The sequence below is a fragment of the Achromobacter sp. JD417 genome (assembly GCF_041879325.1).
GTDB lineage: Bacteria > Pseudomonadota > Gammaproteobacteria > Burkholderiales > Burkholderiaceae_B > Achromobacter > Achromobacter mucicolens.
The window spans coordinates 5,887,324-5,911,996 of the sequence record NZ_CP087159.1 but is presented as its reverse complement, the minus strand read 5'-3'; the positions used below and the strand labels follow the sequence as shown (position 1 = coordinate 5,911,996).

The 24,673-nt window shown below is 65.8% G+C and carries 24 protein-coding genes; 11 read left to right on the top strand and 13 right to left on the bottom strand.

The window, feature by feature from the left end; all coding sequences use genetic code 11:
• Complete coding sequence (gene gatC, locus LN047_RS27155) at positions 1-309, bottom strand: Asp-tRNA(Asn)/Glu-tRNA(Gln) amidotransferase subunit GatC (RefSeq protein ID WP_056319538.1); 309 nt, start codon at positions 307-309, stop codon at positions 1-3.
• Positions 310-539: 230 nt separating this feature from the next.
• Between gatC and LN047_RS27150 the strand changes: the two genes are divergently transcribed.
• The 6 genes from LN047_RS27150 to LN047_RS27125 all read left to right on the top strand — a co-directional run bounded on the left by LN047_RS27150 (position 540) and on the right by LN047_RS27125 (position 8,252).
• Positions 540-1,583 (top strand): rod shape-determining protein, encoded by a 1,044-nt coding sequence (locus LN047_RS27150; RefSeq protein ID WP_006216320.1) that lies wholly within the window; start codon positions 540-542, stop codon positions 1,581-1,583.
• A gap of 84 nt (positions 1,584-1,667) precedes the next feature.
• Complete coding sequence (gene mreC, locus LN047_RS27145; protein WP_056319540.1) at positions 1,668-2,552, top strand: rod shape-determining protein MreC; 885 nt, start codon at positions 1,668-1,670, stop codon at positions 2,550-2,552.
• A 49-nt stretch (positions 2,553-2,601) separates the two neighbouring features.
• On the top strand, positions 2,602-3,108 hold the full coding sequence (gene mreD / locus LN047_RS27140) for a rod shape-determining protein MreD (protein WP_108005818.1): 507 nt from the start codon (positions 2,602-2,604) through the stop codon (positions 3,106-3,108).
• A 15-nt stretch (positions 3,109-3,123) separates the two neighbouring features.
• Entirely contained in the window at positions 3,124-5,052 is a 1,929-nt protein-coding gene (gene mrdA / locus LN047_RS27135; protein WP_056319545.1) for a penicillin-binding protein 2, read from the top strand.
• Positions 5,049-6,185, top strand: a complete 1,137-nt coding sequence (gene rodA, locus LN047_RS27130) for a rod shape-determining protein RodA (RefSeq protein WP_056319549.1) — start codon at positions 5,049-5,051, stop codon at positions 6,183-6,185. Before mrdA ends, rodA begins: the two co-directional genes overlap by 4 nt.
• Before the next feature lie 1,092 nt (positions 6,186-7,277).
• On the top strand, positions 7,278-8,252 hold the full coding sequence (locus LN047_RS27125) for an IS110 family transposase (RefSeq protein ID WP_142051405.1): 975 nt from the start codon (positions 7,278-7,280) through the stop codon (positions 8,250-8,252).
• Positions 8,253-8,719: 467 nt separating this feature from the next.
• Here LN047_RS27125 and LN047_RS27120 read toward each other — a convergent pair whose 3' ends face one another.
• The 5 genes from LN047_RS27120 to argB all read right to left on the bottom strand — a co-directional run bounded on the left by LN047_RS27120 (position 8,720) and on the right by argB (position 13,897).
• Complete coding sequence (locus tag LN047_RS27120) at positions 8,720-9,769, bottom strand: Ldh family oxidoreductase (protein ID WP_056319551.1); 1,050 nt, start codon at positions 9,767-9,769, stop codon at positions 8,720-8,722.
• Between the two features lie 9 nt (positions 9,770-9,778).
• A complete protein-coding gene (locus LN047_RS27115; RefSeq protein ID WP_128829544.1) occupies positions 9,779-11,272 on the bottom strand; it encodes a DASS family sodium-coupled anion symporter in 1,494 nt (497 codons plus the stop codon).
• Between the two features lie 303 nt (positions 11,273-11,575).
• A complete protein-coding gene (gene slmA, locus LN047_RS27110; RefSeq protein WP_056319559.1) occupies positions 11,576-12,151 on the bottom strand; it encodes a nucleoid occlusion factor SlmA in 576 nt (191 codons plus the stop codon).
• Positions 12,152-12,204: 53 nt separating this feature from the next.
• On the bottom strand, positions 12,205-12,951 hold the full coding sequence (locus LN047_RS27105; RefSeq protein ID WP_056319764.1) for a pyrimidine 5'-nucleotidase: 747 nt from the start codon (positions 12,949-12,951) through the stop codon (positions 12,205-12,207).
• A gap of 43 nt (positions 12,952-12,994) precedes the next feature.
• On the bottom strand, positions 12,995-13,897 hold the full coding sequence (gene argB / locus LN047_RS27100; protein ID WP_013396740.1) for an acetylglutamate kinase: 903 nt from the start codon (positions 13,895-13,897) through the stop codon (positions 12,995-12,997).
• Positions 13,898-14,172: 275 nt separating this feature from the next.
• On the opposite strand from argB, the gene LN047_RS27095 reads away from it, so the two are divergent.
• Positions 14,173-14,961: a MetQ/NlpA family ABC transporter substrate-binding protein gene (locus LN047_RS27095; RefSeq protein WP_373980730.1), complete on the top strand. Its 789-nt coding sequence runs from the start codon at positions 14,173-14,175 to the stop codon at positions 14,959-14,961.
• 118 nt (positions 14,962-15,079) lie between these two features.
• Here the strand turns inward: LN047_RS27095 and LN047_RS27090 are convergent, their stop codons facing one another.
• The 4 genes from LN047_RS27090 to LN047_RS27075 form a co-directional block, all read right to left on the bottom strand.
• Positions 15,080-15,574 carry a peroxiredoxin gene (locus LN047_RS27090; protein WP_056319566.1) on the bottom strand — a complete coding sequence of 165 codons (495 nt, stop codon included), beginning with the start codon at positions 15,572-15,574 and terminating at the stop codon, positions 15,080-15,082.
• The gene (locus tag LN047_RS27085) at positions 15,571-16,317 is read right to left on the bottom strand and encodes a BON domain-containing protein (RefSeq protein ID WP_056319569.1); all 747 of its coding nucleotides are present in this window, start codon (positions 16,315-16,317) and stop codon (positions 15,571-15,573) included. The genes LN047_RS27090 and LN047_RS27085 overlap by 4 nt, the downstream gene beginning before the upstream one ends.
• Complete coding sequence (locus tag LN047_RS27080) at positions 16,314-16,907, bottom strand: phosphoheptose isomerase (protein ID WP_056319572.1); 594 nt, start codon at positions 16,905-16,907, stop codon at positions 16,314-16,316. The genes LN047_RS27085 and LN047_RS27080 overlap by 4 nt, the downstream gene beginning before the upstream one ends.
• Before the next feature lie 86 nt (positions 16,908-16,993).
• Positions 16,994-17,473 carry a YraN family protein gene (locus LN047_RS27075; RefSeq protein ID WP_056319574.1) on the bottom strand — a complete coding sequence of 160 codons (480 nt, stop codon included), beginning with the start codon at positions 17,471-17,473 and terminating at the stop codon, positions 16,994-16,996.
• A gap of 64 nt (positions 17,474-17,537) precedes the next feature.
• On the opposite strand from LN047_RS27075, the gene rsmI reads away from it, so the two are divergent.
• Positions 17,538-18,473: a 16S rRNA (cytidine(1402)-2'-O)-methyltransferase gene (rsmI, locus tag LN047_RS27070; RefSeq protein ID WP_175156600.1), complete on the top strand. Its 936-nt coding sequence runs from the start codon at positions 17,538-17,540 to the stop codon at positions 18,471-18,473.
• 3 nt (positions 18,474-18,476) lie between these two features.
• On the top strand, positions 18,477-19,061 hold the full coding sequence (locus LN047_RS27065) for a methylated-DNA--[protein]-cysteine S-methyltransferase (RefSeq protein ID WP_373980729.1): 585 nt from the start codon (positions 18,477-18,479) through the stop codon (positions 19,059-19,061).
• Positions 19,062-19,155: 94 nt separating this feature from the next.
• Here the strand turns inward: LN047_RS27065 and LN047_RS27060 are convergent, their stop codons facing one another.
• Both LN047_RS27060 and rapZ read right to left on the bottom strand, forming a co-directional pair.
• Positions 19,156-20,115 carry a septal ring lytic transglycosylase RlpA family protein gene (locus LN047_RS27060; protein WP_373980728.1) on the bottom strand — a complete coding sequence of 320 codons (960 nt, stop codon included), beginning with the start codon at positions 20,113-20,115 and terminating at the stop codon, positions 19,156-19,158.
• Positions 20,112-20,984 carry an RNase adapter RapZ gene (rapZ, locus tag LN047_RS27055; RefSeq protein WP_056319767.1) on the bottom strand — a complete coding sequence of 291 codons (873 nt, stop codon included), beginning with the start codon at positions 20,982-20,984 and terminating at the stop codon, positions 20,112-20,114. Before rapZ ends, LN047_RS27060 begins: the two co-directional genes overlap by 4 nt.
• Positions 20,985-21,177: 193 nt before the next feature.
• Between rapZ and LN047_RS27050 the strand changes: the two genes are divergently transcribed.
• Together LN047_RS27050 and LN047_RS27045 are read left to right on the top strand one after the other, a co-directional pair.
• A complete protein-coding gene (locus LN047_RS27050) occupies positions 21,178-21,936 on the top strand; it encodes a c-type cytochrome (RefSeq protein ID WP_081100876.1) in 759 nt (252 codons plus the stop codon).
• A gap of 12 nt (positions 21,937-21,948) precedes the next feature.
• Positions 21,949-23,232, top strand: coding sequence for a cytochrome c (locus LN047_RS27045; RefSeq protein ID WP_056319582.1), 1,284 nt, complete (start codon positions 21,949-21,951; stop codon positions 23,230-23,232).
• On the opposite strand, the gene LN047_RS27040 is transcribed toward LN047_RS27045, so the two are convergent.
• On the bottom strand, positions 23,229-24,662 hold the full coding sequence (locus tag LN047_RS27040) for a PLP-dependent aminotransferase family protein (protein ID WP_373980727.1): 1,434 nt from the start codon (positions 24,660-24,662) through the stop codon (positions 23,229-23,231). The two genes, LN047_RS27045 and LN047_RS27040, sit on opposite strands and share 4 nt — an antisense overlap.
• Positions 24,663-24,673 lie beyond the last annotated feature (11 nt).

Here is a 24,673-nt window from a genome sequence, read left to right as displayed (position 1 = left end):
TTATTCCAGGACCTTGGGAACCAGGAACAGGCCGTCCTGGGCATCCGGCGCGTTGGCCAGCAGTTCCTCGCGGCGGGCTTGCGAACCGGCTTCGGTCACGGCGTCTTCACGCAGGCGCAATACGATGTCTTCGTGGGCGGACAGCGGATGGGCCAAAGGTTCCACGCCTTGCGTATCGACGGACTGGAGCCGCTCGATCAAGTGGAGGATGCCGTTGAGTTCGGCCTGCGCGACGGTGCGCTGGTCGGGGGTCAGTTCGATTCTGGCCAGCCGGGCAATGCGGGCCACATCTTTGTCGTTGAGCGCCATGAGGAATTGCAAAAATCGGTGAGCGAAGGCCGCGGGGCGGGAGTAAGCAGTATGCACATGCCAAACCCGTTACAAAGCTTGAATAGCCTGCATTTATGCGCTATTTCCGGGGAAATTATAAGTTATGATTCACGGTTTAATCGCCGTGATGACAGGCGGACCCGTCGTTTTACGGGCCAAACGCCCCGCGGCTTGACCCCAATTCCCCCCCAGAATTTAGCTGAGCTCCCATGTTCGGATTCCTGCGCAGTTATTTTTCCAGCGATATGGCGATTGACCTCGGTACCGCCAATACGCTGATTTACGTCCGCGGCAAGGGCATCGTTCTCGATGAGCCTTCCGTGGTCGCAATCCGTCATGAAGGCGGGCCCCACGGCAAGAAGATCATTCAAGCCGTCGGGCACGAAGCCAAGCAGATGCTCGGCCGCGTTCCCGGCAACATCGAGGCCATCCGGCCCATGAAGGACGGCGTGATCGCCGACTTCACGGTCACCGAGCAGATGCTCAAGCAGTTCATCCGCATGGTGCACCCCCGCAACATGCTGGCGCCCAGCCCGCGGATCATCGTCTGCGTTCCCTGCGGTTCCACCCAGGTTGAACGCCGCGCCATCCGCGAATCGGCCCTCGGCGCCGGCGCTTCCCACGTATTCCTGATCGAAGAACCCATGGCCGCGGCCATCGGCGCCGGCCTGGCCGTGTCCGACGCCAGCGGCTCGATGGTCGTCGACATCGGCGGCGGCACCACCGAAGTGGCCGTCATCTCGCTGGGCGGCATGGTCTACAAGGGTTCCGTGCGCGTCGGCGGCGACAAGTTCGACGAGGCCATCGTCAACTACATCCGCCGCAACTACGGCATGCTGATCGGCGAACCCACGGCCGAACTGATCAAGAAGGAAATCGGCTCGGCGTTCCCGGGTTCCGAAGTCCGCGAAATCGAAGTCAAGGGTCGCAATCTGGCCGAAGGCGTGCCGCGCAGCTTCACGGTTTCGTCCAACGAGATCCTGGAATCGCTGACCGATCCGCTCAACCAGATCGTGTCCGCCGTCAAGATCGCCCTTGAACAGACGCCGCCCGAGCTGGGCGCCGACATCACCGACAAGGGCATCGCCCTGACCGGTGGCGGCGCGTTGCTGCGCGACCTGGACCGCCTGCTGCAAGAAGAAACCGGTCTGCCGGTCGTGGTGGCCGACGATCCCCTGACCTGCGTCGTGCGCGGTTGCGGCGAGGCGCTGGAACACCTTGAGAAACTGGGCGCCATCTTCATCAACGACTAATATTGCCCGCCAGCCCGGAGCCCCGCTTTTTTCTGGCTCCGGCCGCTGCGGGGGCCTCGGACGCGGGCGCCCGGGCTGAGATTCATGCAACGACAAGGGACTCCCCCCCTATTCAGGCGCGGCCCACCGGCAGAGGTGCGGCTGGTCGTTCTGGTCGTCCTTGCCCTGGCCCTGATCGTCATGGATTCACAATGGCGCATGTTGGAGCCGGCGCGCCGGACGATCGCCGTGGCGCTTTATCCCTTCCAGCGCGCCGTCATGGCGCCGCGCGACCTCGTCCAGCAAGTCAATGAGTGGGTCAACGCGGCCAATCTCATCCGCAGCGAAAACGAGGCCCTGCAACGCCAGCGCATCGAGCTTGCCCAGGTCGCGTCCCACGCCGCCCAGCTCGCCGCCGAAAACTCCCAGTTGCGCCGCCTGCTTGGTGTGACCGACACCGTGGCGCAGTCCGCGGTGGTGGTCGAAGTCATGTACGAACCCACCAACGCGTTCACCCAGCGACTGGTCTTCAACAAGGGCAGCAAGGCCGGTCTTGCCCCCGGCATGCCCGTCATCGACGAAGGCGGCGTGGTCGGCCAGATCGTCCGCGTGACGCCGATGACCGCCGAGGCGGCCCTGGTCACCGACGAACAGGTCTCCATCCCGGTGCAACTGCTGCGCAACGGACTGCGTCTGATTGCATTTGGCGGCAATTCCCCCGGCAAGATGGAAGTGCGTTACCTGGCGGCAAATGCCGACATCAAGGAAGGCGATACTATTGTCACCAGCGGCGTCGGCGGCCTCTTTCCCGCCGGCCTGCCCGTGGCCAAGGTGACCTCGGTCGAACGCGATACCGCATCCGGTTTCGCGCGCGCCGTGTGTGAACCCCTGGCCCACCCCGAACGCTATCGCCACTTCCTGGTTCTGCAAGTGGATGTGGATCGCGCCGAGTCCAACCGTCAGGAGGTCGATTCCGGTGGATCGGACTAACCAACAAGCCGCAGGGCAGTCTCCGCGCCGCCTTGGCACGCCCAGCAACGTGCAGCCCGACAGGCTGTCGGGGCCCGCGCATGCCTTCTTCGTGTGGGGCACCGTGCTGCTCGCGTGGCTGGTGTCGCTGCTGCCGTGGCGCCTGTGGCAGGGCGCGCCCGACGTGCTGCTGCTCATCATCGCCTTCTGGTGCGTGCACGAGCCACGCCGCGTGGGCCTGTTCACGGCCTTCTTCTTCGGCCTGCTGATGGACGTGCACGACGCGGGCCTCTTGGGCGAGCATGCGCTGTCGTACACGCTCGTCGCCTACGGCGCGGTGGTCCTGCACCGCCGGCTGCAGCGCTTCGACCTCTGGAGCCAGGCCATGCACATGCTGCCTGTGTTCTTCATTGCGCGCTTTGTCACCCAGATCATCCACGCGTGGCTGGCCGGCAAATGGCCGGGCTGGGACTGGGGCATCAGCGTGCTGTTGACCGCCGCCCTGTGGCCGCTGGCGGGCTGGGTGCTGCACCTGCCGCAACGTGGTGTCGACGACGCCGAATCCTCATCCGCCTGACGGCGGCGTCGCGTCATGTTTGAATTCAAGAAAACCGGCCAGCAGCAGAAGCAGCGCTTCCGCCTGCGCGCGTGGGTGGGCGGCGCCTTCGCGCTGGTGTGTTTTGGCGTGCTGGTGGGCCGGTTCTGGTACCTGCAGGTCGACCGCTACGAAGGCCTGTCCGAACGCGCCGACCGCAACCGCATCGCGGTCGTGCCGATCCCCCCGCGCCGCGGCGAGATCCTGGACCGCAACGGCGAAGTCCTGGCCCGCAACTACCGCACCTACACCCTCGAAGTCGTGCCGGCCCACGCGGGCAACATGAACGAACTCTTCGAGCGCCTGACGGAAGTCGTCTACATCAGCCCGTCCGACCAGCGCCGCTTCAAGCGCCGCGCCGCCGAGTCCAGCCGCTACGCCAGCCTGCAGCTTCGCAACAACCTGAACGAGACCGAGGCCGCGTGGTTTGCCGCGCACGCGTTTCAGTTTCCGGGCGTGGAACTGCGCGCCCGCTGGGTGCGCGAGTACCCGCAGGGCGTGTCGGCCGCGCACGTGGTGGGCTACATCGGCCGCATCGCCGACAACGACATCGAGGAACTGGACCGCGCCGGACAACTGGGCAACTATCGCGGCACCGAGGTCATCGGCAAGAAGGGCATCGAAAAGACCTGGGAAGAGCAACTGCACGGCCGCACCGGTCTTGAAGAAGTCGAGGTGACGGCGGGCGGTCGGCCCATGCGCACGTTGCGCCGCATCGATCCGGTGCCTGGCTCGGACATCATGCTGTCCATCGACATGGGACTGCAGAAGGTGGCCGAAGAGGCGTTCGAAGGCCAGCGCGGCGCGCTCGTCGCCATCGATCCGGACACGGGCGAAGTGCTGGCTTTCGTGTCGCAGCCATCATTCGATCCGAACCTCTTTGTGGACGGCATCGATGTCGACAATTGGCGCATGCTGAACGAATCGCCGGACCATCCCCTGATCAATCGTCCGCTGTACGGCACCTATCCCATCGGCTCCACCTATAAGCCCTTCGTCGGCCTGGCCGCGCTGGAACTGGGCAAGCGCCGCGCGACCGACCGTATCTCGGACCCGGGCTACTACGAATTCGGCGGACAGAAGTTCCGCAACGCCGGCGGTGCGGCCTACGGCATGACGGACATGCACAAGGCCATCGTCGTGTCCTCCGACACCTATTTCTATTCGCTTGGCCCCGAAATCGGCGTGAACGCCCTGCACGATTTCACCAAACAGTTCGGGTTTGGCCAGATCACGGGCATCGACCTGGAAGGCGAAAAGCGCGGCGTGCTGCCATCCACCGATTGGAAGCGCGCGGCCTACAAGGACAAGGAACGCCAGCGCTGGTACGCGGGCGAGACCATTTCCGTCGCGGTGGGCCAGGGCTACAACGCGTTCACGCTGCTTCAACTGGCGCAGGGCACTTCCACGCTGGCCAACAACGGGCTATACCGCCGTCCGCACCTGGTGCACGCGGTGCGCGATCCGCGCTCGGGTGTGGCCAAGCCGACCGAGTCGCCGCCCGACTATCGCATTCCGCTCAAGCAGGCCAATGTGGACGTCATCAAAAATGCCATGGCCGACGTGGTGCGGGCCGGCACGGCGCGGCGCGCGTTCGCCAACACGCCCTACCAGGCCGCCGGCAAGACCGGCACCGCGCAGGTGTTCAGCCTGCGCGGCGGCCACTACCGCGCCAGCGCCATCGACGAGCGTCTGCGCGACCACGCGCTGTTCATGGGCTTCGCGCCGCTTGAGCACCCGCGCATCGCCGTGGCGCTGATCGTCGAGAACGCCGGTTGGGGCGCCAGCGTGGCGGCCCCCGTCGCGCGCAAGGTCTTCGACTACTGGCTGGCCAAGGACCGCCAGGACAAGATCGTTCGTCCCGAGCGCGCGGACACCATGGCGACCGTCGACGACATCGCCTCCGACCTGGTGCGCCAACAATGAAGCGCCTTGGCCTGATCCTGCTGCGCGTCTTCACGGCCTTCGACTGGCCGCTGCTCGCGATCCTGATGATGTTCGCGGCGCTGGGCCTGACGGTGATGCACTCGGCCGTCGGCGGCACCGACTGGCGTTTTGCGGAACAGTCGCGCAATTTCATCATCGCCTTCTTCGCGATGTGGACGATGGCGCTGATTCCGCCGAAGCTGCTGATGAAGCTGGCCTTGCCGTTCTACGTGGTGGGGGTGGTGCTGCTGCTGGGCGTCGAATTCTTCGGCGAGACCAGCAAGGGCGCGACCCGCTGGCTTAACCTGGGCGTGACGCGCATCCAGCCGTCCGAGATGATGAAGATCGCGGTGCCGATGATGCTGGCCTGGTACTTCCAGCGCCACGAAGGCGCAGTCCGCGTGCGCGACTTCCTCGCCGCGGCCGCAATGCTGGCCGCGCCTTTCGGCCTGATCGTGCTGCAGCCCGACCTGGGCACGGCGCTGCTGGTGTTCGGCGCGGGCTTTTTCGTGATCTATTTCGCCGGCCTCTCGTTCAAGCTGCTGGTGCCGGTCATGCTGGCTGGCATCATTGCTATCGGCACGCTGGTCTACTACGAAGACCAGCTCTGCGAGCCGGACGTGGACTGGGTGGTGCTGCACGATTACCAGAAGCACCGGGTCTGCACGCTGCTCAATCCCAGCTCCGATCCGCTGGGCAAGGGCTTTCACACAATCCAATCGATGATCGCGGTGGGCTCCGGCGGCGTCTACGGCAAGGGCTACATGAAGGGAACGCAGACGCACCTGGACTTCATCCCCGAACGCACGACCGACTTCATCTTCGCGGTGTACGCCGAGGAATTCGGCCTGTACGGCGGCATCGCGATCCTGGTGCTGTACGGCCTGATGATGGCGCGCGGTTTGACGATCGCCTCCCGGGCCTCATCGCAATTCGGCCGCCTGCTGGCCGGCGCGCTGACGATGATGCTGTTCATCTATGTCTTCGTGAACGTCGGGATGGTGACGGGGATCCTGCCCGTGGTGGGGGTGCCGTTGCCTTTCATGAGCTACGGCGGGACGGCGTTGTTCACGATGGGGATTGCGTTTGGGATCATGATGAGTATTAGTCGGCATCGGTCTGTGAAGACTTGATGTTGGTGGTTGTTCTTCGTCGGTCGATGTCTCTGTGACTTGGAGTGCTTCTTAGGGCGATGATTTTCGTGCCGTGGCGTGCTTCGTAGGGCGATAGTCTTTGCGCTACGGACTTCTTCGTAGGTCGCCCGACGCCGCGGTCACCGTGGGCACGATCGCCCACGATTGCGGTCCGGAGCCTTCGCTCCGGACTTCCCCTTCGTCATCTTCGTCCGCCTTCGGCTCCCTTCAGATTCCCTCGGGCGCATCGACGGCGCTCGCACCCCCGGTGCCCGCGACGCCGTGCTGCCAGGGTCTTTGGTTTGGGGCGCTGCAAGACCTGTGGTCAGGGAAGGGGATTTGCGGGGCCGCCGAATTGCTGCCGCCCGGGCGGCGGCAATCGGCATCGGGCCGGTGGGACGTCGTGGCGGTGTGCGCTTCGCGCTGGCGGAGGTTGGTGTGCTGATGGCATCGCGAACAAGGGGGAGGGGCGGTGATGGGCGACGCGCGTCGGCCGCCGGCCACAACGTGCCGACCCGTACGCGCGCCGCCCATCGGGCACTGGGGTTCAAGTGACGGTTAATGGCGAGCCGGGCGCGATTCGCAGTTGGGTTCGGACAGCGGAATGAGTGTCGGTTTTCCGTCTTGTGCCGGTGTCTGACACCCTAGGGAGAAGCACTTGGTATGACGGAAATCTCCCCAGGGTGTCAGACACCTTGTATCGCGCCGCCCATCGGGCACTGGCGTTCAAGTGACGAATAATGGCGAGCCGAGCGCGATTTGCAGTTGGATTCGAACAGCGGAATGAGTGTCGGCATTCCGTCTTGTGCCGGTGTCTGACACCCTAGAGAGATGCATTCGGTATGACGCGAATCTCACCAGGGTGTCAGACACCTTGTATCTTGGCCACTGTAGTGATTAGCTATCGCTACAAGCGGACCGATGAGCGTGTTCAGACACCTAGAGCCTGGACTTTGTGGTTCAGATTACGCCTCGGTTCCGCACCTCTGAGCCGGCTGGACACTGGACGGTAGCCTAGGGCATTGGACCCTGTATGTACAAGGCAAGTGGGCGCAGCGGGCTTCTTTGGTATTGGCAAGGGAGCTTAGGTTTATGTTTTTTCTCGGAATTGACGTTTCTAAGGCGAAGCTGGATTGCGCGCTGCTTGGCAGCGATGCCAACAAACGCAAGACCAAGGTCGTACCCAACTCGATAGCGGGCGTGCAGACGCTGCTGCAGTGGTGCGCCAAGCAGGGAGCCGAGCCGGCGCAGTTGCATGCCGTGCTCGAGCCCACAGGGCAATACCATGAGCAGGCTGCTACGGCCCTGCATGACGCTTCGGTCAGTGTCTCGTTGGTCAACCCTGCCCAGGTGCGCGACTTCGCCGGTGCGCTGGCGGTGCGCTCCAAAACCGATGGGATCGATAGCTACGTGCTGGCCCGCTACGGTCAGGCGCTCAAGCCTGGGCTGTGGCGCCCCGCGCCGCTGCATGCCCGTCAACTACGGGCCTTGTTGGCTCGGCGCGACGCGCTGGCCAAGGATCTGCAGCGCGAACTCAATCGCCAGGAGAAGACGCAGTTCAGTGATCCACCCGTGCTGGTCGAGGGATCCATCGCCAAAACGATCGCGTTCCTGCGCGAAGAGATCAAACGCCTGGATCATGCGATCAATGACCACATCGACCGCCACCCGGACCTGAAGGAGGATCGGGAACTGCTGACCAGCATCCCCGGCATCGGGGATCGAGCGGGGAACTCGATCCTGTCGATCATGCATAACCGACCTATCGAGTCAGCCGAGGGCTTGGCCTCCTACCTGGGGGTGGTGCCGGTGCAACGCCAGTCCGGCACCAGTCTGAACAGCCGGCCGCGGCTATCTAAAACGGGTCCCAGCACGGTACGTGCCACCCTCTACATGGCCGCTATCGTCAGCAAGCGCTTCAACCCACACGTTGGTGCGCTTTACGCGCGGCTCTTAGCAGCTGGAAAGAGCAAAATGGCCGCGCTAGGCGCGGCCATGAGAAAGCTGGTGCATCTATGCTTCGGCGTGCTTAAAACTCGGACACCGTATCGGCCCGACTACGCCTGAACGCTTGACGGTCAAGACGGTATCTTGAGCCGTCGCAGCCACACGCGAAGCGTCATCACCACGACGCAAGGCGCCGCGTAAGCCCCCGAAGGCCGCCCGCGCGGCCGCCCGGGGGCGGGCACCGCAAGATCTTTCTCTCTCCCCCCACCGTGGGCAAGAACCTAAAGAACACAAATCGTCCCGCCGCCAGTAAAGCTGAAGCGACTGGAGCACGTCGTAGCGGGGGCTGGGGTGCGCGGGGCGTGTAGATGCGCCCGAGGGAAACCGAAGGGAGCCGAAGGCGTACGAGGTTGACGAAGGGGCAGTCCGGAGCGAAGGCTCCGGACCGCAATCGTAGCCCCGCGCACCCCAGCCCCCGCTACGACGTGCGTCAAAAGAACCCGCCTGAATGTCAGCCTCAACGTTTCGCCATTGAAACTGCCACCGCTAACACCGACCGCTTCAACGCCGCCGTGTCAAAACCTTCCTCAAGGCAACGCTTCAGGCACCCCAAGCTCCACGGCCAACTTCGTCAACCCGTCCCAAATCCGGCTGTCAAACTCCACCGAATCCGCATTGACCGCCCGATTGCGAGCCTCGTACTCCCCCGGATACTGCACCGCTTCCACGCCGGGTTGCGGTTTGCACGCATGCAGGTAGTCGATGAAGGCGCCGACTTCCATCGACCGCCAATCCGTATTGAAGTCCACCTGCGGATCCAGCAGCAGCGCGAACATGTTGTTCGTCGCCACGCCGATGCGCGGATGTTCCGGTTGGATGGTGCCGCCGCCGGACAGTACGCCGGCAAGCAGTTCGGCCACCAGTCCCAGCGCGTAACCCTTGTGGCCGCCGAATGGCAGCAGTGCGCCGGGCGGGTCGGTGAAGAGCGCGCCCGGGTCCGTCGTCGGGTTGCCGTCGGCATCGATCAGCGACCCCGGCGGCGCCTGTTCGCCCTTCGCCGCCAGCACGCGCGCCTTGTTCACCGCGATCGAGCTGGTGGCCATGTCCACGATGAACGGCGGACGTCCGCCGGGCAGGGGGCCGGCAAAGCACAGCGGGTTCGTGGTCAGGCACGCCTGAGCGCCGCCGAACGGGGCGACGGTGGGCGAGCGGTTGATCACGTTGGTGAAGGCCAGCAGGATCAGGCCCTTGGCCGCCACCATTTCGCCAAAATGGCCCATGCGGCCAAGGTGATGGCTGTGGCGCAGGGTCAGGATGCACTGGCCGTGTTCCTGTGTGCGCTCGATCGCCTTTTCGATGACGACCTTGCCCACGTACTGACCCAGTCCGTGGTGGCCGTCGTAGGCCAGCATGGCGCCGCGGTCGTTGAGAAGTTCGGGGCGGCCGTCGGGTTGGGCCAGGCCCTCGGACAACACGCGGCGGTAGTTGGTCAGGATGGACAGGCCGTGGCTGGTGTAGCCGACACGGTCGGATTCCACCAGGTGTTCGGCCACGTCGCGGGCGATGTCTTCGGGCACGCCTTGCGCCATCAGCACCCGGCGGCCGTATTCGTTGGCTTGGGCAATCGTGATCTTCATGAAGATTCCTTACAGCCAGCCCAGCCAGCGCCAGTACGTCATGCCCATCAGCAGCATCAGCAGGTAGCCGACGATGGTCACGATGATACCGACCTTGGCGAACTGCTTGGCGTTGAAAGTCTCGGTGCCCAGGCACACCATGTTTTGCGGCGCGTTGATGGGCAGGATGAAGCCGTAGCTGACCACGAAGCCCAGCAGCATCGTCATGCCCAGGCGGCTGAATTCGCCCGGCAGCGTTGCCAGCACCGAGATCAGGATGGGCAGCATGGCCGAGGTCAGCGCAGTGGCGCTGGCAAAGCCCAGGTGGATCACGATCAGGAAGGCGGCCAGGATGGCGAAGATGGCGAGCGGGCCAAGGTGATCCAGGCCGGTGTGTTGCACCACCTGGTTGCCCAGCCATTGGCCGGCCTGCGTCGTCAAAAGCGCCGTGCCCAGGCTGATGCCGACGCCGAACACGATCACCGTGCCCCATGGGATGCGCGATTGCACGTCTTTCCATGTCATCACGCCAAAGCGCGGCAACATCAGCAGCACGAGGCCGAAGTAGGTGGTCGAGGTGGTGTCGAACTTGTGCAGCTTGCCTTCGGTCGACCAGAACAGCAGCAACATGATGGACACGGCCATCAGGCGCTTTTGCGCGCCGGTCATGGGGCCGAGGTCGAGCAGCGACTTTTCGACGGCTTCCTTGCCGCCGGCAATGCTGTTGCTTTCAGGCGGCAGCAGCTTGAGCACGATGACGATCAGCACGGCGGACATGATCAGCGACCAGGGTGCGCCGGCAATTAGCCAGTCCGACCAGGCCACGCGTTCGCCCAGCATCTTTTCCATGAAGCCGACCGTCAGCAGGTTTTGCGCCGCGGCGGTCTGGATGCCGACGTTCCAGATGCTGGTGGCCTGGGCCACGATGATCATGATGCCGGCGGCGATGTTCGAGCGCTTGTCCACGCCGAAGGCCGCGATCACGCCCATCATGATGGGAACCACGGCGGCGCTGCGCGCGGTGGCGCTGGGCACGACCAGGCTCAGCACGATCGTCACGGCGATACATCCGATGAGGATGCGGCGCGTGCTGGTGCCCACTTTGGACAACGTGACCAGCGCGATGCGGCGGTCCAGCCCCGTGAAGGTCATGGCGGCGGCAATGAACAGGGCGCCGGTGACCAGCGCCAGCGCCGAATTTGCGAAGCCGGTGAGCGCCATGCTGATGGCGGCCGACGTGCCGTACAGCACGTTGGGATCCTTGATGGTGGGTGCGGTGCCCAGCAGGAAGGCCATCAGTGTCGTGATCATGATGGCGCTGGCTTCGTAGGAGACGGCTTCAGTGATCCAGACGACCACGGCAAACGCCAGGATAGCCAGCATGCGGTGTCCCGCAACGGGCAGGTCCGCGGGCAGGGGCATCATTAAAACGCCGATCATCACGAGGATGCCGGCGATGAGCCCGATGGGTATTTTGGCTTTTTTGGGGGCTTGCGAGGCGGGGACTGCGGTTTCCGCGGCCATATCCTTCTCCGGTTGAGGTCAAACTGACGAAACACCGCCCGCGAGCACGGGGTCAATCAAATCGGTGTGTCGACGCTACAGGATGATCGTGACGGCATTGAGGAAAACCCGTATTGATGAACATCAAGCAAGCGGAGAACAGCGCTTGTGGAAAACTTGTCCCGGGCATTATGCTCGTCGCCCCCTGCGTGGGGCAAGCAAGTGAGTGTTGCATTTACACGAACCAATCGGGTCACGATGAATGCGTTTCGCCCCGCAGGGGCCGCGCGCATTGTTCCGTGAAATGACGCTAATGCAGGCGGCTCAGCCCAAGGCCAGGCGCAGTTGTTCGTCCAGATGCAGCGTGGGGGTGACCCGCCATCCGCTCTGGGCATAGCGCAGCCAGCGGCCCAGCACCAAGTGCGTCAGCAGGCTGGCGTGCGCGGCGACATTGGCTTCCTGCGGCAGGCCGCCGTCGGTGATCGCGATGCGCAGCGACTGTTTTAGCGACGCCTCGATGCGATCGTTGATGTGGTTGATGCGTTCCTGCAGCCGGTTGTCTTCGGTGACCAGCGCGTCGCCGGTCAGCACTCGCGTCATGCCCTTGTTGCGTTCCGAGAAGGTCAGCAGCATGGCGACCGTCTTGTGCGCCTGGGGCACGCCGTAGGGCTCGGCGGTGGCGATCTGGTTCACCAGCGTGAAGATGCTGGTTTCGATGAATTCGATCAGCCCCTCGAACATCTGCGCCTTGCTGGCGAAGTGCCGGTAGAGGGCGGCTTCGGAAACCTCAAGGCGCGCGGCCAGCGCGGCCGTGGTGATGCGGGACGCGTGCGGCTGCTCCAGCATTTCGGCCAGAGTCTGCAGAATCTGGGTCTTGCGCTCGCCGGGTTTGCTCGCCATGGAAGGGACTGCTTCGCGCAGGATGACGGGTGGAGGGGGAGTGGAGCGCGCCGTCAGGCCCGCAGGGGGCGTCGGCGTAACAACAAATCACTGACGCAGTTTACCCGCAAGTCGACGTAGGCCGGGCGGTGCGAGCGTCCGCGGCCGAAGGGCGTGCCGGGGTGGTAGACGTGGACCGTCTTTAAGCCCGCCACGCGGGCGCCCCGCAGGTTGGCGAGCGTGTCTTCCACGAGCACGGCGCGGTGGGCGGGAACGCCTTCGCGCGCCAGCACGTAACGCAGCAGCGCCGCGGAAGGCTTGGGGCGGTATTGGCCATGCAGCCGCATGTGCTCGATGGCCCACAGGCTGTCGAACTGGCGCAGGATGCCCAGGTGCGACAGGACGGACCGCGCATAGTGCAGCGGCGCGTTGGTAAGCAGCACCTTGCGGCCGGGCAGGCGGCGCAGCTTGTCGGCGAGCGCCTTTTCCGACCGCATCAGCGGCGCGACGTCGAAGTCATGGCTGCGATGCAGAAATTCATGCGCATTGACGCCGTGGTGCCGCACCATGCCGATCATGGTGGCGCCGTAGCGTTTCCAGTACTGCGACCGCACCAGGTTGGCGGCATCCACGTCCACGTTGAGCGCCTCGGCCACCGCCATCGTCATGCCGTGATCGATCTTGGAGAAGATGGCGTGCGAGGTGTCGTGGAGCGTGTTGTCCAGGTCGAAGAGCCACAGGCGCTCGGGCGCGCCCGTGGCGATCCCGCGCGACCGGCGCATGCGGACCGCGGGCCGCAGCAGCTGGCGACGCGCTTGCATCATGAGAGGCTCACGGCGCGCAGTGCTGCGGAATCGGGCTGCATCAGTGCGAGCTGATCATCGTGCCGACGCCCTGGTCGGTCAGGATTTCAAGAAGCAGGCAGTGCGGCACGCGGCCGTCGACGATGTGCACCGAGTTCACGCCGTTCTTGGCTGCGTCCAGCGCGGACGAGATCTTGGGCAGCATGCCGCCGGAGATCGTGCCGTCGGCAAAGAGCTCGTCGATGGTCTGGGCGGACAGGCTGCGCAGCAGCTTGCCGCCCTTGTCCAGCACCCCGGGGGTGTTGGTCAGCATCAGCAGCTTTTCGGCGCCCAGCACTTCGGCCATCTTGCCGGCGACCACGTCGGCATTGATGTTGTACGCCGTGCCGTCTTCTCCATAGCCGATGGGCGAGATGACGGGAATGAACTGGTCGTCTTGCAGGGCCTTCACGACGGCCGGTTCGACCATGGTGATGTCGCCCACGAAGCCGATGTCGATGGGCTCGGACGGGTTGTCCTTGTTGGCCATCAGTTTCTTCTGGGCCTGGATCAGGCCGCCGTCCTTGCCGGTCAGGCCCACGGCCTTGCCGCCGACCTCGTTGATCATCATGACGATGTCCTGCTGGACCTGGCCGCCCAGCACCCATTCCACGACTTCCATGGTCTCGGCGTCGGTGACGCGCATGCCCTGGATGAAGGTGCCTTGCTTGCCAATGCGGCGCAGGGCGTCATCGATCTGCGGACCACCGCCGTGGACCACCACCGGGTTCAGACCCACCAGCTTGAGCAGCACGACATCGTGCGCGAAGCTGCGCTGCAATCGCTCTTCCGTCATGGCGTTGCCGCCGTACTTGACCACGATGGTCTTGCCGTGAAATCGTCGGATATACGGCAGAGCCTCGGACAGCACGGCGGCTTTGACGGCGGGAGACGAAACGGCAGCAGGGTCGGGGGTGTCGGTCATGGCAGCTAAGTCGGCAAATAAATAACAGGTAAGTTAGCGGGCGTTAAAAAAATGCCTGCACAAGAACGCGGTTGGAACGCGGCTAGCGCAAGCATACGACGGATTGTAGTCCCCTCAGGTTTCTTATGCTGGAAAGCCATGTCCTTATGCCCGACAAATAACCGGCATTCAGGTAAATTGGGGGCGTTTTCACAACGGCTGGCCCCGCAAAAGGGGGCTCGCCCGAACCTGCGGGGACATCTATCCCCGTTTTTCATCCATAAAAGAGGCAAGACATGCGTTTGAACTTCGCCCGTTCCGCCCTGGCGGCGTCGGTCCTTCTGGTTGCCGCCAATGCGGCCCATGCCGAGAAGGTGGTCGTCGGCGCCACGCAGGTTCCGCACGCCGAGATCCTTGAAGTGGTCAAGCCCAAGCTGGCCAAGGAAGGCGTGGAGCTCGACATCAAGGTGTTCAGCGACTACGTGCAGCCCAACCTGCAACTGGCGGACAAGCAGCTGGACGCCAACTTCTTCCAGCACAAGCCGTACCTGGACAGCTTCAACAAGGACCGCAAGGCGACCCTCGTGCCGGTGGCGCTGGTCCATGTCGAGCCCTTCGGCGGTTACTCCAAGAAGATCAAGAGCCTGTCGGACCTGAAGGACGGCGCCACGGTCGCCATCCCCAATGATCCGTCCAATGGCGGCCGCGCACTGGTGCTGCTGCAAAAGCAGGGCGTCATCAAGCTCAAGGACCCGGCCAACATCCTGGCCACGGCCGCGGATGTTGTCGAGAACCCCAAGAAGCTTAAGTTCCGCGAACTGGAAGCGGCCATGCTGCCGCGTGCGCTGGACGACGTGGATCTGGCGCTGATCAACACCAACTACGCGCTGGAAGCCGGCCTCGTGCCGACCAAGGACGCCCTGTTCATCGAAGGCGCCGATTCCCCCTACGCCAACGTGCTGGTCACCCGCAGCGACAACAAGGACGCCCCGGGCATCAAGAAGCTGGTCGACGCGCTGCACTCGCCGGAGGTCAAGACCTTCATCCAGGAAAAGTACAAGGGCGCGGTGGTTCCCGCCTTCTGATGCACGGCGCGCGGGTGGCTGTGAGCCGCCCGCTCCCGCCCTTCGGCAGCCCCCAAACAAAACGCCGCCCGTTATTTTGCGGGCGGCGTTTTGTTTGGGGGCTGCTTGCGTGGGCGGATCAGCCGGCGGCCAGTGCCTTTTCCACCGTGGCGTGGAATTCGGCCTTGTCGTATTCGCCCAGATAACGCTTGATTATGCGTCCCTCTTTGTCGATGAGGAACGCCGTGGGCGTCAGGCGGATGTCGCCGAAGGCGCGCGCGATGTCGCCCTTGGTGTCCAGCGCAACGGGGAACGGCAGCTTGCGGGTCTCGGCGAAGTTCAGCACGAAGTTGGGCGGGTCGTAGTTCATGGCGACCGCAATGGCCTCATACCCCTTGTCCGCATACTCGTTGTAGGCGGAGATGGTGTCGGGCATTTGCTTGACGCACGTGACGCAGCTGGTCGCCCAGAATTTGACCAGCACGACCTTGCCGCGCAGGTCCTGCATCGAGAACGTCTTGCCTTCCAGGGTGGTGAAGGTGACGTCGGGGGCGGTCTGGGCCGGGCGCATGGCGAACCACGCGCCGATGCCGACCGCGACCAGGACTGCGAGGGCTACGATGGCTTTTTTCATTTGATGGGCATTGCTTCGACGCCGCCGCTCGTGCCGCCGGTGCCCGCCGCGTTGTCGGTGGCCGGACCGGTGCCGCTTTCGATGGGCGCCTTGCTTTCGGTGGTGGCGGGTTTGGAGCCGCTTCCCGACAGGCGGATCGCCTCTTCGCGGCTGATGGTTTCAAAGAGCTTGACCACCTTGGTCACACCGCCGACGTCGGCGGTGGCGTTGGCGGCGTAGTCGCCTTCGGCCTGGGTGACCTTGCCCATCAGGTAGACGACGCCGCGGTCGGTGGTGACCGCGATGGTGCCGGAGGGCACGTACTTGGTGTTGAGCAGGGCGGTCTTGACCTTGGAGGTCAGCCAGGTGTCGTTAGAGCGCTGGCCAAACGAGGCGATGGGGCCGACATTGAGCTGGTTGATGACCTGCTTCACGTTTTCCACGCCCTGGGCAATGGTGGTGGCCTGGTTCTTGGCTTCTTCGGAGGGCACGTCGCCCGTCAGCAGAAGGTGGCCGCCGTAGGCCATGGCATTGACGCGTGCGGTATCGCCCAGCTTTTGGGAGATCAGGTTCTGCGCCTTGAACGCCATATTTTGGTCTTCGAGCTGGACGCCGGACGTGCGGCGGTCGGTGACGACCACCGCCGTAGTGGCGGCGGCGCCGCCCACGATCAAAGGCGCGCAGGCCGTCAGCGAAAGCGCCGCGGTGGACAGCGCGGCGGCAAGCATCAGCGGGCGGACTGCGGGTCTGACGTCAAGAATCATTCGGTGTCTCCAAGCAGAAGAGCGTCGATGCCGTCGCACAGCGCGTGCAGCAGCAGAATATGGACTTCCTGGATGCGCATGGTGCGATCGCTGGGAACACATAGATGGACGTCCATCGGGGTAATGAGTTCCCCCATGACGCCGCCGCCCTTGCCGGTCAGGGCCAGGACGTGCATTTCGCGTGCGCTCGCGGCTTCCATGGCGCGGACCACGTTGGGCGAATTGCCGCTGGTGGAAATGGCCACGAGCACGTCGCCGGCCTGCCCGAAGGCGTTGACCTGCCGTTCAAAGACTTCGTCAAAGCCGTAGTCGTTGCCGACCGCCGTGAGGATGGAGGTGTCGGTATTGAGCGCGATGCCCGCGAGCGGCAGGCGTTCGCGTTCGAAGCGGCCCACCAGCTCGGCGATGAAATGTTGCGCGTCGGCGGCCGAGCCGCCATTGCCGCAAGCCAGAATCTTGCCGTTGTTCGCCAGGGCGCCGAACAGCACGTCCACGGCCACGGCCAGCGGTTCGGCCAGGACGTTCATGCTTTGTTCGTGAGCGGCCATGGCGTCGCGAAAGTGCGACGTCATACGAGAGGTCATATCCATGGGCGCGATTATCTCACGGGGCCGGGCCGCGGTTCTGTCCGCGCGCAACGATCGCCCAGGGCCGGCGCCGGACTGCGCCACCCGGATCAGGGCAGCCAGAAAGCGCCGCGCAGCCAGGCCGGCTCGCCGTCGTCGAAAACCACCGCGTCGAAACGGGCGGGCGGGGGCGCGCCTTGCCAGTGGCGGCGGGCCAGTTCGGGCAGCCACAGCGCCGCCGCCCGCGCCAGCCGCGCCTGCTTTTCCCGGCCGATGCTGGCGGCGGCCCCGCCGAACCGGCGATTGGCACGCGCCCGGACCTCCACGAAGACGAGCGTGTTGCCGTCGCGCATGGCCAGATCGATTTCGCCGGCGCGGCAGGCCAGGTTGCGCGCCAGCAGCGTCAGGCCGTGCGCCAGCAGCAGGCGCAGCGCGGCCGCTTCATGATGATCGCCGCGCCGCTGCGTGGGCGAGCGGCGCGGGGGCGGACGGTCGGCCGGCGTGCGTCCGGTGCGCCGCCGGCGTTTGGCGGCGCGGCGGCGGGCGGCCAGGGCAAGTTCGCAGGCCAGGCGCAGGGTGTCGTCCGTCATGGATTCCAAAGGCAGCGGGCATAGGCGGCTACACTGACATGGTTTTCCGAGTCCGCAGGCTGCAATGAATCAAAACGTCTCACCTCCCGTTGCCGGCGATGCCTGGTCCCGCGTGTCGGAACGCGTGGCCGGCCAGCATTGGCCCGCCTCGACGCTGTATGTCGTGGCCACGCCCATCGGCAATCTGGGCGACCTGGGCCTGCGTGCCTGGCACGCCCTGCAGCGGGCCGACGTGATTGCTGCCGAAGACACGCGCGCCAGCCGCACGCTGCTCGATGCCTGGGGCGTGGGCACGCCGCTCATGGCGGCGCACCGCCACAACGAGGCAGCCGCGGCGCAGGCCATCTGCGAGCGCCTGGCGCAAGGCCAGCGCGTGGCGCTGGTGTCCGACGCCGGCGCGCCCGCGGTCAGCGACCCCGGCGCGCGGGTGGTCCGGGCGGTGCGCGCCGCCGGCTATGCCGTGGTGCCGGTGCCCGGCCCCAGCGCCGTGATCGCCGCGCTGATGGGCAGCGGCGTCACCACGGACGAGAACCCCGCCTACGCCTTCGCGGGCTTTGCGCCACCGAAGGCGGTGGCCCGCCAGCGCTGGCTGCGCCAGTGGTGCGCATTGCCCGCGCCCGTCGTGATGTTCGAGTCGCCGCACCGGCTGGCGGCCACCTTTGCCGACCTGCTCGAGGTGTGTGGCCCCGACCGCGAACTGACCGTGGCGCGCGAGCTGACCAAGCGTTTCGAAGAGATCGGCACCTTCCGGCTGGGCGAGGCGTCCGCCTGGCTGGCTGCGGATCCGCATCGCGAGCAGGGCGAATTCGTGCTGATCGTCCATGCCGAGCCCGAAGCGGCCGCGGACGAGGACGCGGACCCGGCCCACGACGTTCTGCTGGACGCCTTGCTGGAATCGCTGTCCGTGCGCGATGCCGCGCGCGTCGCCGCCAAGGTGACCGGCCAGCCTCGCGACGTCCTGTACAACCGCGCCCTGGCGCGCAAGAAGACGCAGGAATAATCCATGGCGTATTCGACGCTCGTGTCCAACAAACCGGCCGACCCGAACGAGCAGCTGACCTATCGCGACATGCCGACGCCGCTGGGCGAGATGCGCCTGGTCGCCAGTCCCAAGGGGTTGCGCGGCGCATGGTTCACCGATCAGGCGCTTCTGCCGTCGCCGGAAGGCTGGACGCTGTCCGGCGACGACCCCTTCCTGGAGCAGGCGCGGCGCGAACTGGACGAGTGGTTCGCCGGCGAGCGGCGCGTGTTCGACGTGACGCTCGACCCCGTGGGAACGACGTTTCAGCATCAGGTCTGGCATGCGCTGTGCGCGCTGGAATTCGGCGTGCTCACCAGCTACGGCGAGCTGGCCCGCGCCGTGGACCGGCCCAAGGGCGCGCAGGCGGTGGGCGGCGCCGTGGGCCGCAACCCCATCAGCATCATCATTCCGTGCCACCGCGTGATCGGCGCGGACACGTCGCTGACGGGTTTTGGCGGCGGATTGCCCCGCAAGCAGGCGCTGCTGGCCCACGAGGGCAATCGCTATCTCAGCCGCAGCGCGCGTGCCCGCCGGGTCTGCGACGGGCAGGCAGAGCTATCCTGGTAGGCAAGCCCGGCGCCCGGCCGCTTATTTGGGCGCTGACTAGGCCGCTGATTTGGCTGCAAACTTGGCCGCCGGCTTGGCCAATTACCGCGATGCGTTATTGCGACGCGATGGTCGGCAGAATGCCGATGCGGTCCGACACGAGCGGCACGGCATTGAGCGCACTCTGGCGGTCGGGATACGGACCGATCCGCACCCGGTAAAGATTGTTGGTCTGTTCCACCGTCGCCGCAGGCGCGCCTTCGGCGCCCAGTTGCGTGTTGATGCGGCTGACCAGCGACTGCGCATTGGCGGGCTGGCTGAACGCGCCCACCTGCAGGTAGACGCTGCCGCTGGCCACGCCGGCCGCCGGACGCATCGGTGCGGGGCTGGGCGCGGCTGGCGTCAGGGGCTCAGGCGTCAGCGCCACGGGCGTGGCGGCCACGGGCGCCATCACGGGCGTCGAGCCCGTGGCCGATTCCGGCTCCGGCGCGGGGGCCGCGGGCGCGCCTTGCGAGGCGAGCCGGCGGATCTCGTCGGCCTGGATCGCTTCCACGACCACCTGGCCGCTGCCCGGGCCGATGATGCCCAGCTTGTAGGCGGCCACGTATGACAGGTCCATGATGCGGTCGCTGTGGAAGGGGCCGCGGTCGTTCACCCGCACGATGATCGTCTTGCCGTTGACCAGGCTGGTCACCCGCGCATAGCTGGGAATCGGCAGTGTCGTGTGCGCGGCCGTCATGGCGTACATGTCGTAGGTCTCGCCGATCGACGTGGAGTTGCCATGGAACTTCTTGCCGTACCACGAGGCGATGCCGCGCTTCTTGTAGGGCTGTCCGCTGGTGTCCGGCACGTAGCGCTGGCCGAACACGACGTAGGGCCGGTTTGCGCCGCTGGCGTAGGGCTCCAGCTTGGGCACGGCGTCTGGAATCTGGTCCAGGTTCGACGGCGGATTGGCATCCGGCCCGTCGTCCTTGTAGTAACCGCCCTTCTTGCGTCCGCCGCTGGTGGAGCAGCCTGCCACGGCGATCGCCAGCAGCAGCACGGAAATGAGATGTAGGGGGCGGGAAAGCGTCATGCGGTTTCGTCGGGCAGTTGCGTGCGGTGGCGCACCAGGAGCGGGTCGTGATCGGCAAAGCGCAGCGCCAGCTGTTCCACCACGTAGACCGAGCGGTGCTGGCCGCCGGTACAGCCGATGGCCACGGTCAGGTAGTTGCGGGTGTCCTGCGTGTACAGCGGCAGCCAGCGCTTCAGGAAGCCCGCGATGTCGTCGATCATCAGACCCACCTGCTCGTATCCCGCGAGCCACGTGGCCACGGGCTCGTCGCGGCCCGTCAGCGGGCGCAGATTGCGGTCGTAATGGGGATTGGGCAGGCAGCGGACGTCGAACACCAGGTCCGCGTCTCCGGGCACGCCGCGCTTGTACGCGAAGGATTCGAACGTCAGCACCAGCGGCGCACGGTCTGCCTTGATCAGGTCGCGGATCCAGGCGCGAAGCTGGCCGGGCGTCAGGTCCGAGGTGTCGATGACGTGTTCCTGCTCGCGCAGCGGCGCCAGCAGTTCTCTTTCCAGGGCGATGCACTCGGTCAGCGACGGCGCGGTGCCGCCGCGCTGCAGGCGGTCGGTCAGCGGATGGCGGCGGCGCGATTCGGAATAACGCTGCACCAGCGTAGCCGTGTTGGCATCCAGGAAGACGACCCGCAGGCTGGTGCCCATGGCGCGCAACGCGGTGACCACATCGGGCAGTTCGGCAAGCTCGCCCGGCGAGCGCACGTCGATGGCGACCGCCACGCGCTCCATGCCGTCATCGCGCGCCTGGGCAATGAACTCGGTCAGGAAGCGGACGGGAAGATTGTCGACGCAGGTATAGCTTGCGTCCTCGAGCATGCGCAGCGCGACGGATTTGCCGGAGCCGGAAATGCCGGTGACGAGGACGACTTTCAACATGGACATGATTGTGGCACGCTTTTCCAGGACGATGCCGGCGGGATAGCATCTGATATGGCCATAAACTCAGGAACTGCTTCTGTTCCCTGCTGCTTGCCCTGACGTAAGCTAGGGGCCGCAAACTCCGCAGTTCCATCGCAGTTCCACTTTACGCGCCCCGCCGTCTCGATTCGGGGTTTGGAATTCGACCTAGATGTTAGCCCTCATTTCCTCTTGTAGTGTTTCACTGCTGCGGTTTTGGACGATCCCAAGGGCCTTGGCCGCGGCGGCTGTTGTGTTTATGTCCGCGCCCGCGCTGGCGCAGCAGCCCGATCCGCCGGTCTTGCAGCCCGACACCATGGCGGCGCGCGTGGCGGCCTGTACGGCCTGTCATGGCGCGCAGGGCAGGGCGGGTGCCGATGGCTACTACCCGCGGCTGGCCGGCAAGCCGCAAGACTATCTCTACCACCAGCTGCTCAATTTCCGCGACGGACGGCGGCAGTATCGGCCCATGACGCATCTACTGGCGGGGCTGCCCGACGACTACCTGCGCGAAATGGCCGCGTATTTTGCCGACCAGCATGTGCCGTATCCGGCGCCCGTGCGCGCGGACGTGTCCGCGGCCACGCTCGAGGCTGGCCGCAAGCTCGCCCGCGATGGCGACGCGGCGCGCGGCCTGCCGGCCTGTGCGTCCTGTCACGGCGCGGCGCTCTCGGGCATGCTGCCCGCGATTCCCGGCCTGCTGGGGCTGCCCCGCGATTACATCGGCGCGCAGATCGGCAGCTGGAAGAACGGCCTGCGCCGCGCCGCCGCGCCGGACTGCATGGCCGACATCTCCCACAAGCTCACGCCTGCCGACATCGGCGCACTCGCGGCCTGGCTGTCGTCGCAGCCTGTCGTCGAGCCCTACGTGCCTGATGCCGCGAATTCGGTCCGGCTGCCCGCGGAATGCGGCAGCCAGGCGCAACGCTGAACGGGGCCGCGAATGACGCTGATGAAAAGAGTTCTGGGTGTCCTGTTGCTGGTGGCCGTGGCGGCCGTCGGCGGGTTGTATTGGCTGGGCACGCGTGACGATGCCAGCACCGGGCCCACTGCCGCGGCAGCCGAGGGCGCCACGCTGATCGAACGCGGCCGCTATCTGGCACTGGCCGGCAACTGCATGGCCTGCCACACCAGCCAGGGAGGCAAGACGTTTGCGGGCGGCACGCCCATTCCCACGCCGTTCGGCACGGTCTACGGCCCGAACATCACGCCCGATCCGGATACCGGCATCGGCGCATGGACGGCCGACGACTTCTGGCAGGCGCTGCACAACGGTAAATCGAAGGACGGCACCTTGCTGTATCCGGCGTTCCCGTACACCGAGTACACGCGGGTCAACCGCAGCGACGCCGACGCGCTCTTTGCCTATCTGCGCAGCGTGTCGCCCGTCAAGCAGGCGAACCGTCCGCCCGACATGAATTTCCCGTACGACCAACGCGCGCTGCTGGCGGCGTGGCGCGCGCTGTACTTCAAGCCTGGCGTGCAAGCGCCCGATCCCGGCCAGTCGGTCCAATGGAATCGCGGCCGGTACCTGGTCGAGGGGCTGGGGCATTGCGCGGCCTGCCATACGCCGCGCAACAGCCTGGGCGCCACGCGTACCCGCGACGCGCTGGCGGGGGGCGTGATTCCGGTGCTGGACTGGTACGCGCCGCCGCTCACGAACGACATGCAGACCGGCATGGGGCGCTGGTCCGCGCAGGACATTGCCGCGCTGCTCAAGACCGGCATTTCGGCGCATTCGACCGTCAGCGGACCCATGGCCGAAGTCGTGCTGGGCAGCACCCAGCACCTGACCGACGACGACGCCCTTGCCATCGGCACGTATTTGAAGTCGTTGCCCGCCACGCCGCCCGCGACCGATGCGCGTGCCGCCATCCCCGCGCCCGCGGCCATGGAACTGGGCGGCAAGCTGTACCGCCAGCAATGCGCGCAATGCCACCAGGCCGACGGTAAAGGCAGCGGCACGGCATGGCCCGCGCTGGCCGGCAATCCCACGGTGACCGCCCCATCGCCCGTGAACGCCATCCGCATGGTGCTCGACGGCGGCTACGCCCCGGCCACGGCCGCAAACCCGCGTCCGCACGGCATGCCGCCGTTCGGCCAAGTGCTCAACGACAACGACATCTCGATGCTGGTGACCTACATCCGCAACAGCTGGGGGAACGAAGCAGGCGCGGTGAGCGGCCTGGAGGTCAAGCGCGCGCGGGCGTCGTCGACGTTGAACTAGCGCCCGGCGGTGGCCGCGCGGCAGGCCTCGTGCGCCAGGTCGCCCAGCGTGCGGATCGCCGCTTCGGTGCTTGCGTCCCACGGGTGCCCGTAGTTCAGGCGTAGCGCGCTGCCAAATTGGCCGCTGGCAGAGAAGATCGGGCCGGGCGCCACGCTGATGCCGCGCGCCAGCGCCTGGCGGTGCAGCGACAGTGCCTCCACGGCGGCGGGCAGTTCCAGCCACAGGAAGAATCCGCCCTGCGGCCGCGTCACGCGCGTGCCGGCAGGAAAGGCCTGCGCGATCGCGTCGGCCATGCGCTCCTGCTGCGCCTTCAAGGTCTGCCGCAACCGGCGCAGATGGCGGTCGTAGCCGCCTTGTTCCAAGTATTCGGCAATCGCGCCCTGCGCGGGGCCGGACGCCGACAGCGTCGATGACAGTTTCAGCCGTTGCACCTGCTGGGCGTAGCGCCCGGCGCTGGCCCAGCCAATGCGATAGCCGGGCGCAAGGCATTTCGAAAACGACGAGCAGTGCAGCACCAGCCCGCGCGTGTCGTAGGCCTTGGCGGGAACGGGCCGCGTTGCGCCGAAGTAGAGCTCGCCATAGACGTCGTCCTCGATCAGCGGAATGTCGTGCCGGGCAAGCAGTTCGACGAGCCGGCGCTTGTTGTCGTCGGGCATCAGGCAGCCCAGCGGATTCTGGAATTGCGTCATCAGCCAGCAGGCGCGTGGCGCGTGGCGCAGGATGGCCGCCTGCATCGCGTCCAGGTCGATGCCGGTGCGCGGATGCGTGGGCACTTCCAGCGCTTTCAGCCCAAGGCGTTCCAGCGCCTGCAATGCGCCGTAGAAGGTCGGCGCTTCCACCATGACGGTGTCGCCCGGCTGCGTGACCGCCTGCAGGCAGAGATTCAGGGCTTCGAGCGCGCCATTCGTGACGACGATGTCGGTGGCGGGCAGGTTGATGCCGCCGATCAGGTAGCGCAGCGCGATCTGCCGGCGCAGGCGCGGATTGCCGGGCGCCAGGTCCTCAACGGTGTCGCGCGGGTCCTGGCGCTTCAGATGCGTGGCCATCGCCTGCGCCAATCGCGGAAGCGGAAAGAGCAGCGGCGAGGGGAAGGCCGAGCCCAGCGGGGTGACATCGCGATTGCGCACCGAGCCCAGGATGTCGAAGATCCGTTCGCTGATCGCCAGTTCGGTCGATTCACCGTCGGGGCATGAGGCGCCGGGTTCGGGCGGCAGCGATTCGGCGGGGGCGTTGACGTAGTAGCCCGAGCGCGGCTGCGCGCGGATGAGACCGCGTGCTTCAAGCAGGTAGTAGGCCTGGAACACCGTCGAGGGGCTGACGCCGCGCGCGGCACACGCGTCGCGCACGGAGGGCAGCTTGTCGCCGGCGCGCAGCACGCCGCTTGCGATCGACGTGGCGATCTCGTCGGCCAGGGTCTCGTAGAGGCTCACGATGCCGCAGG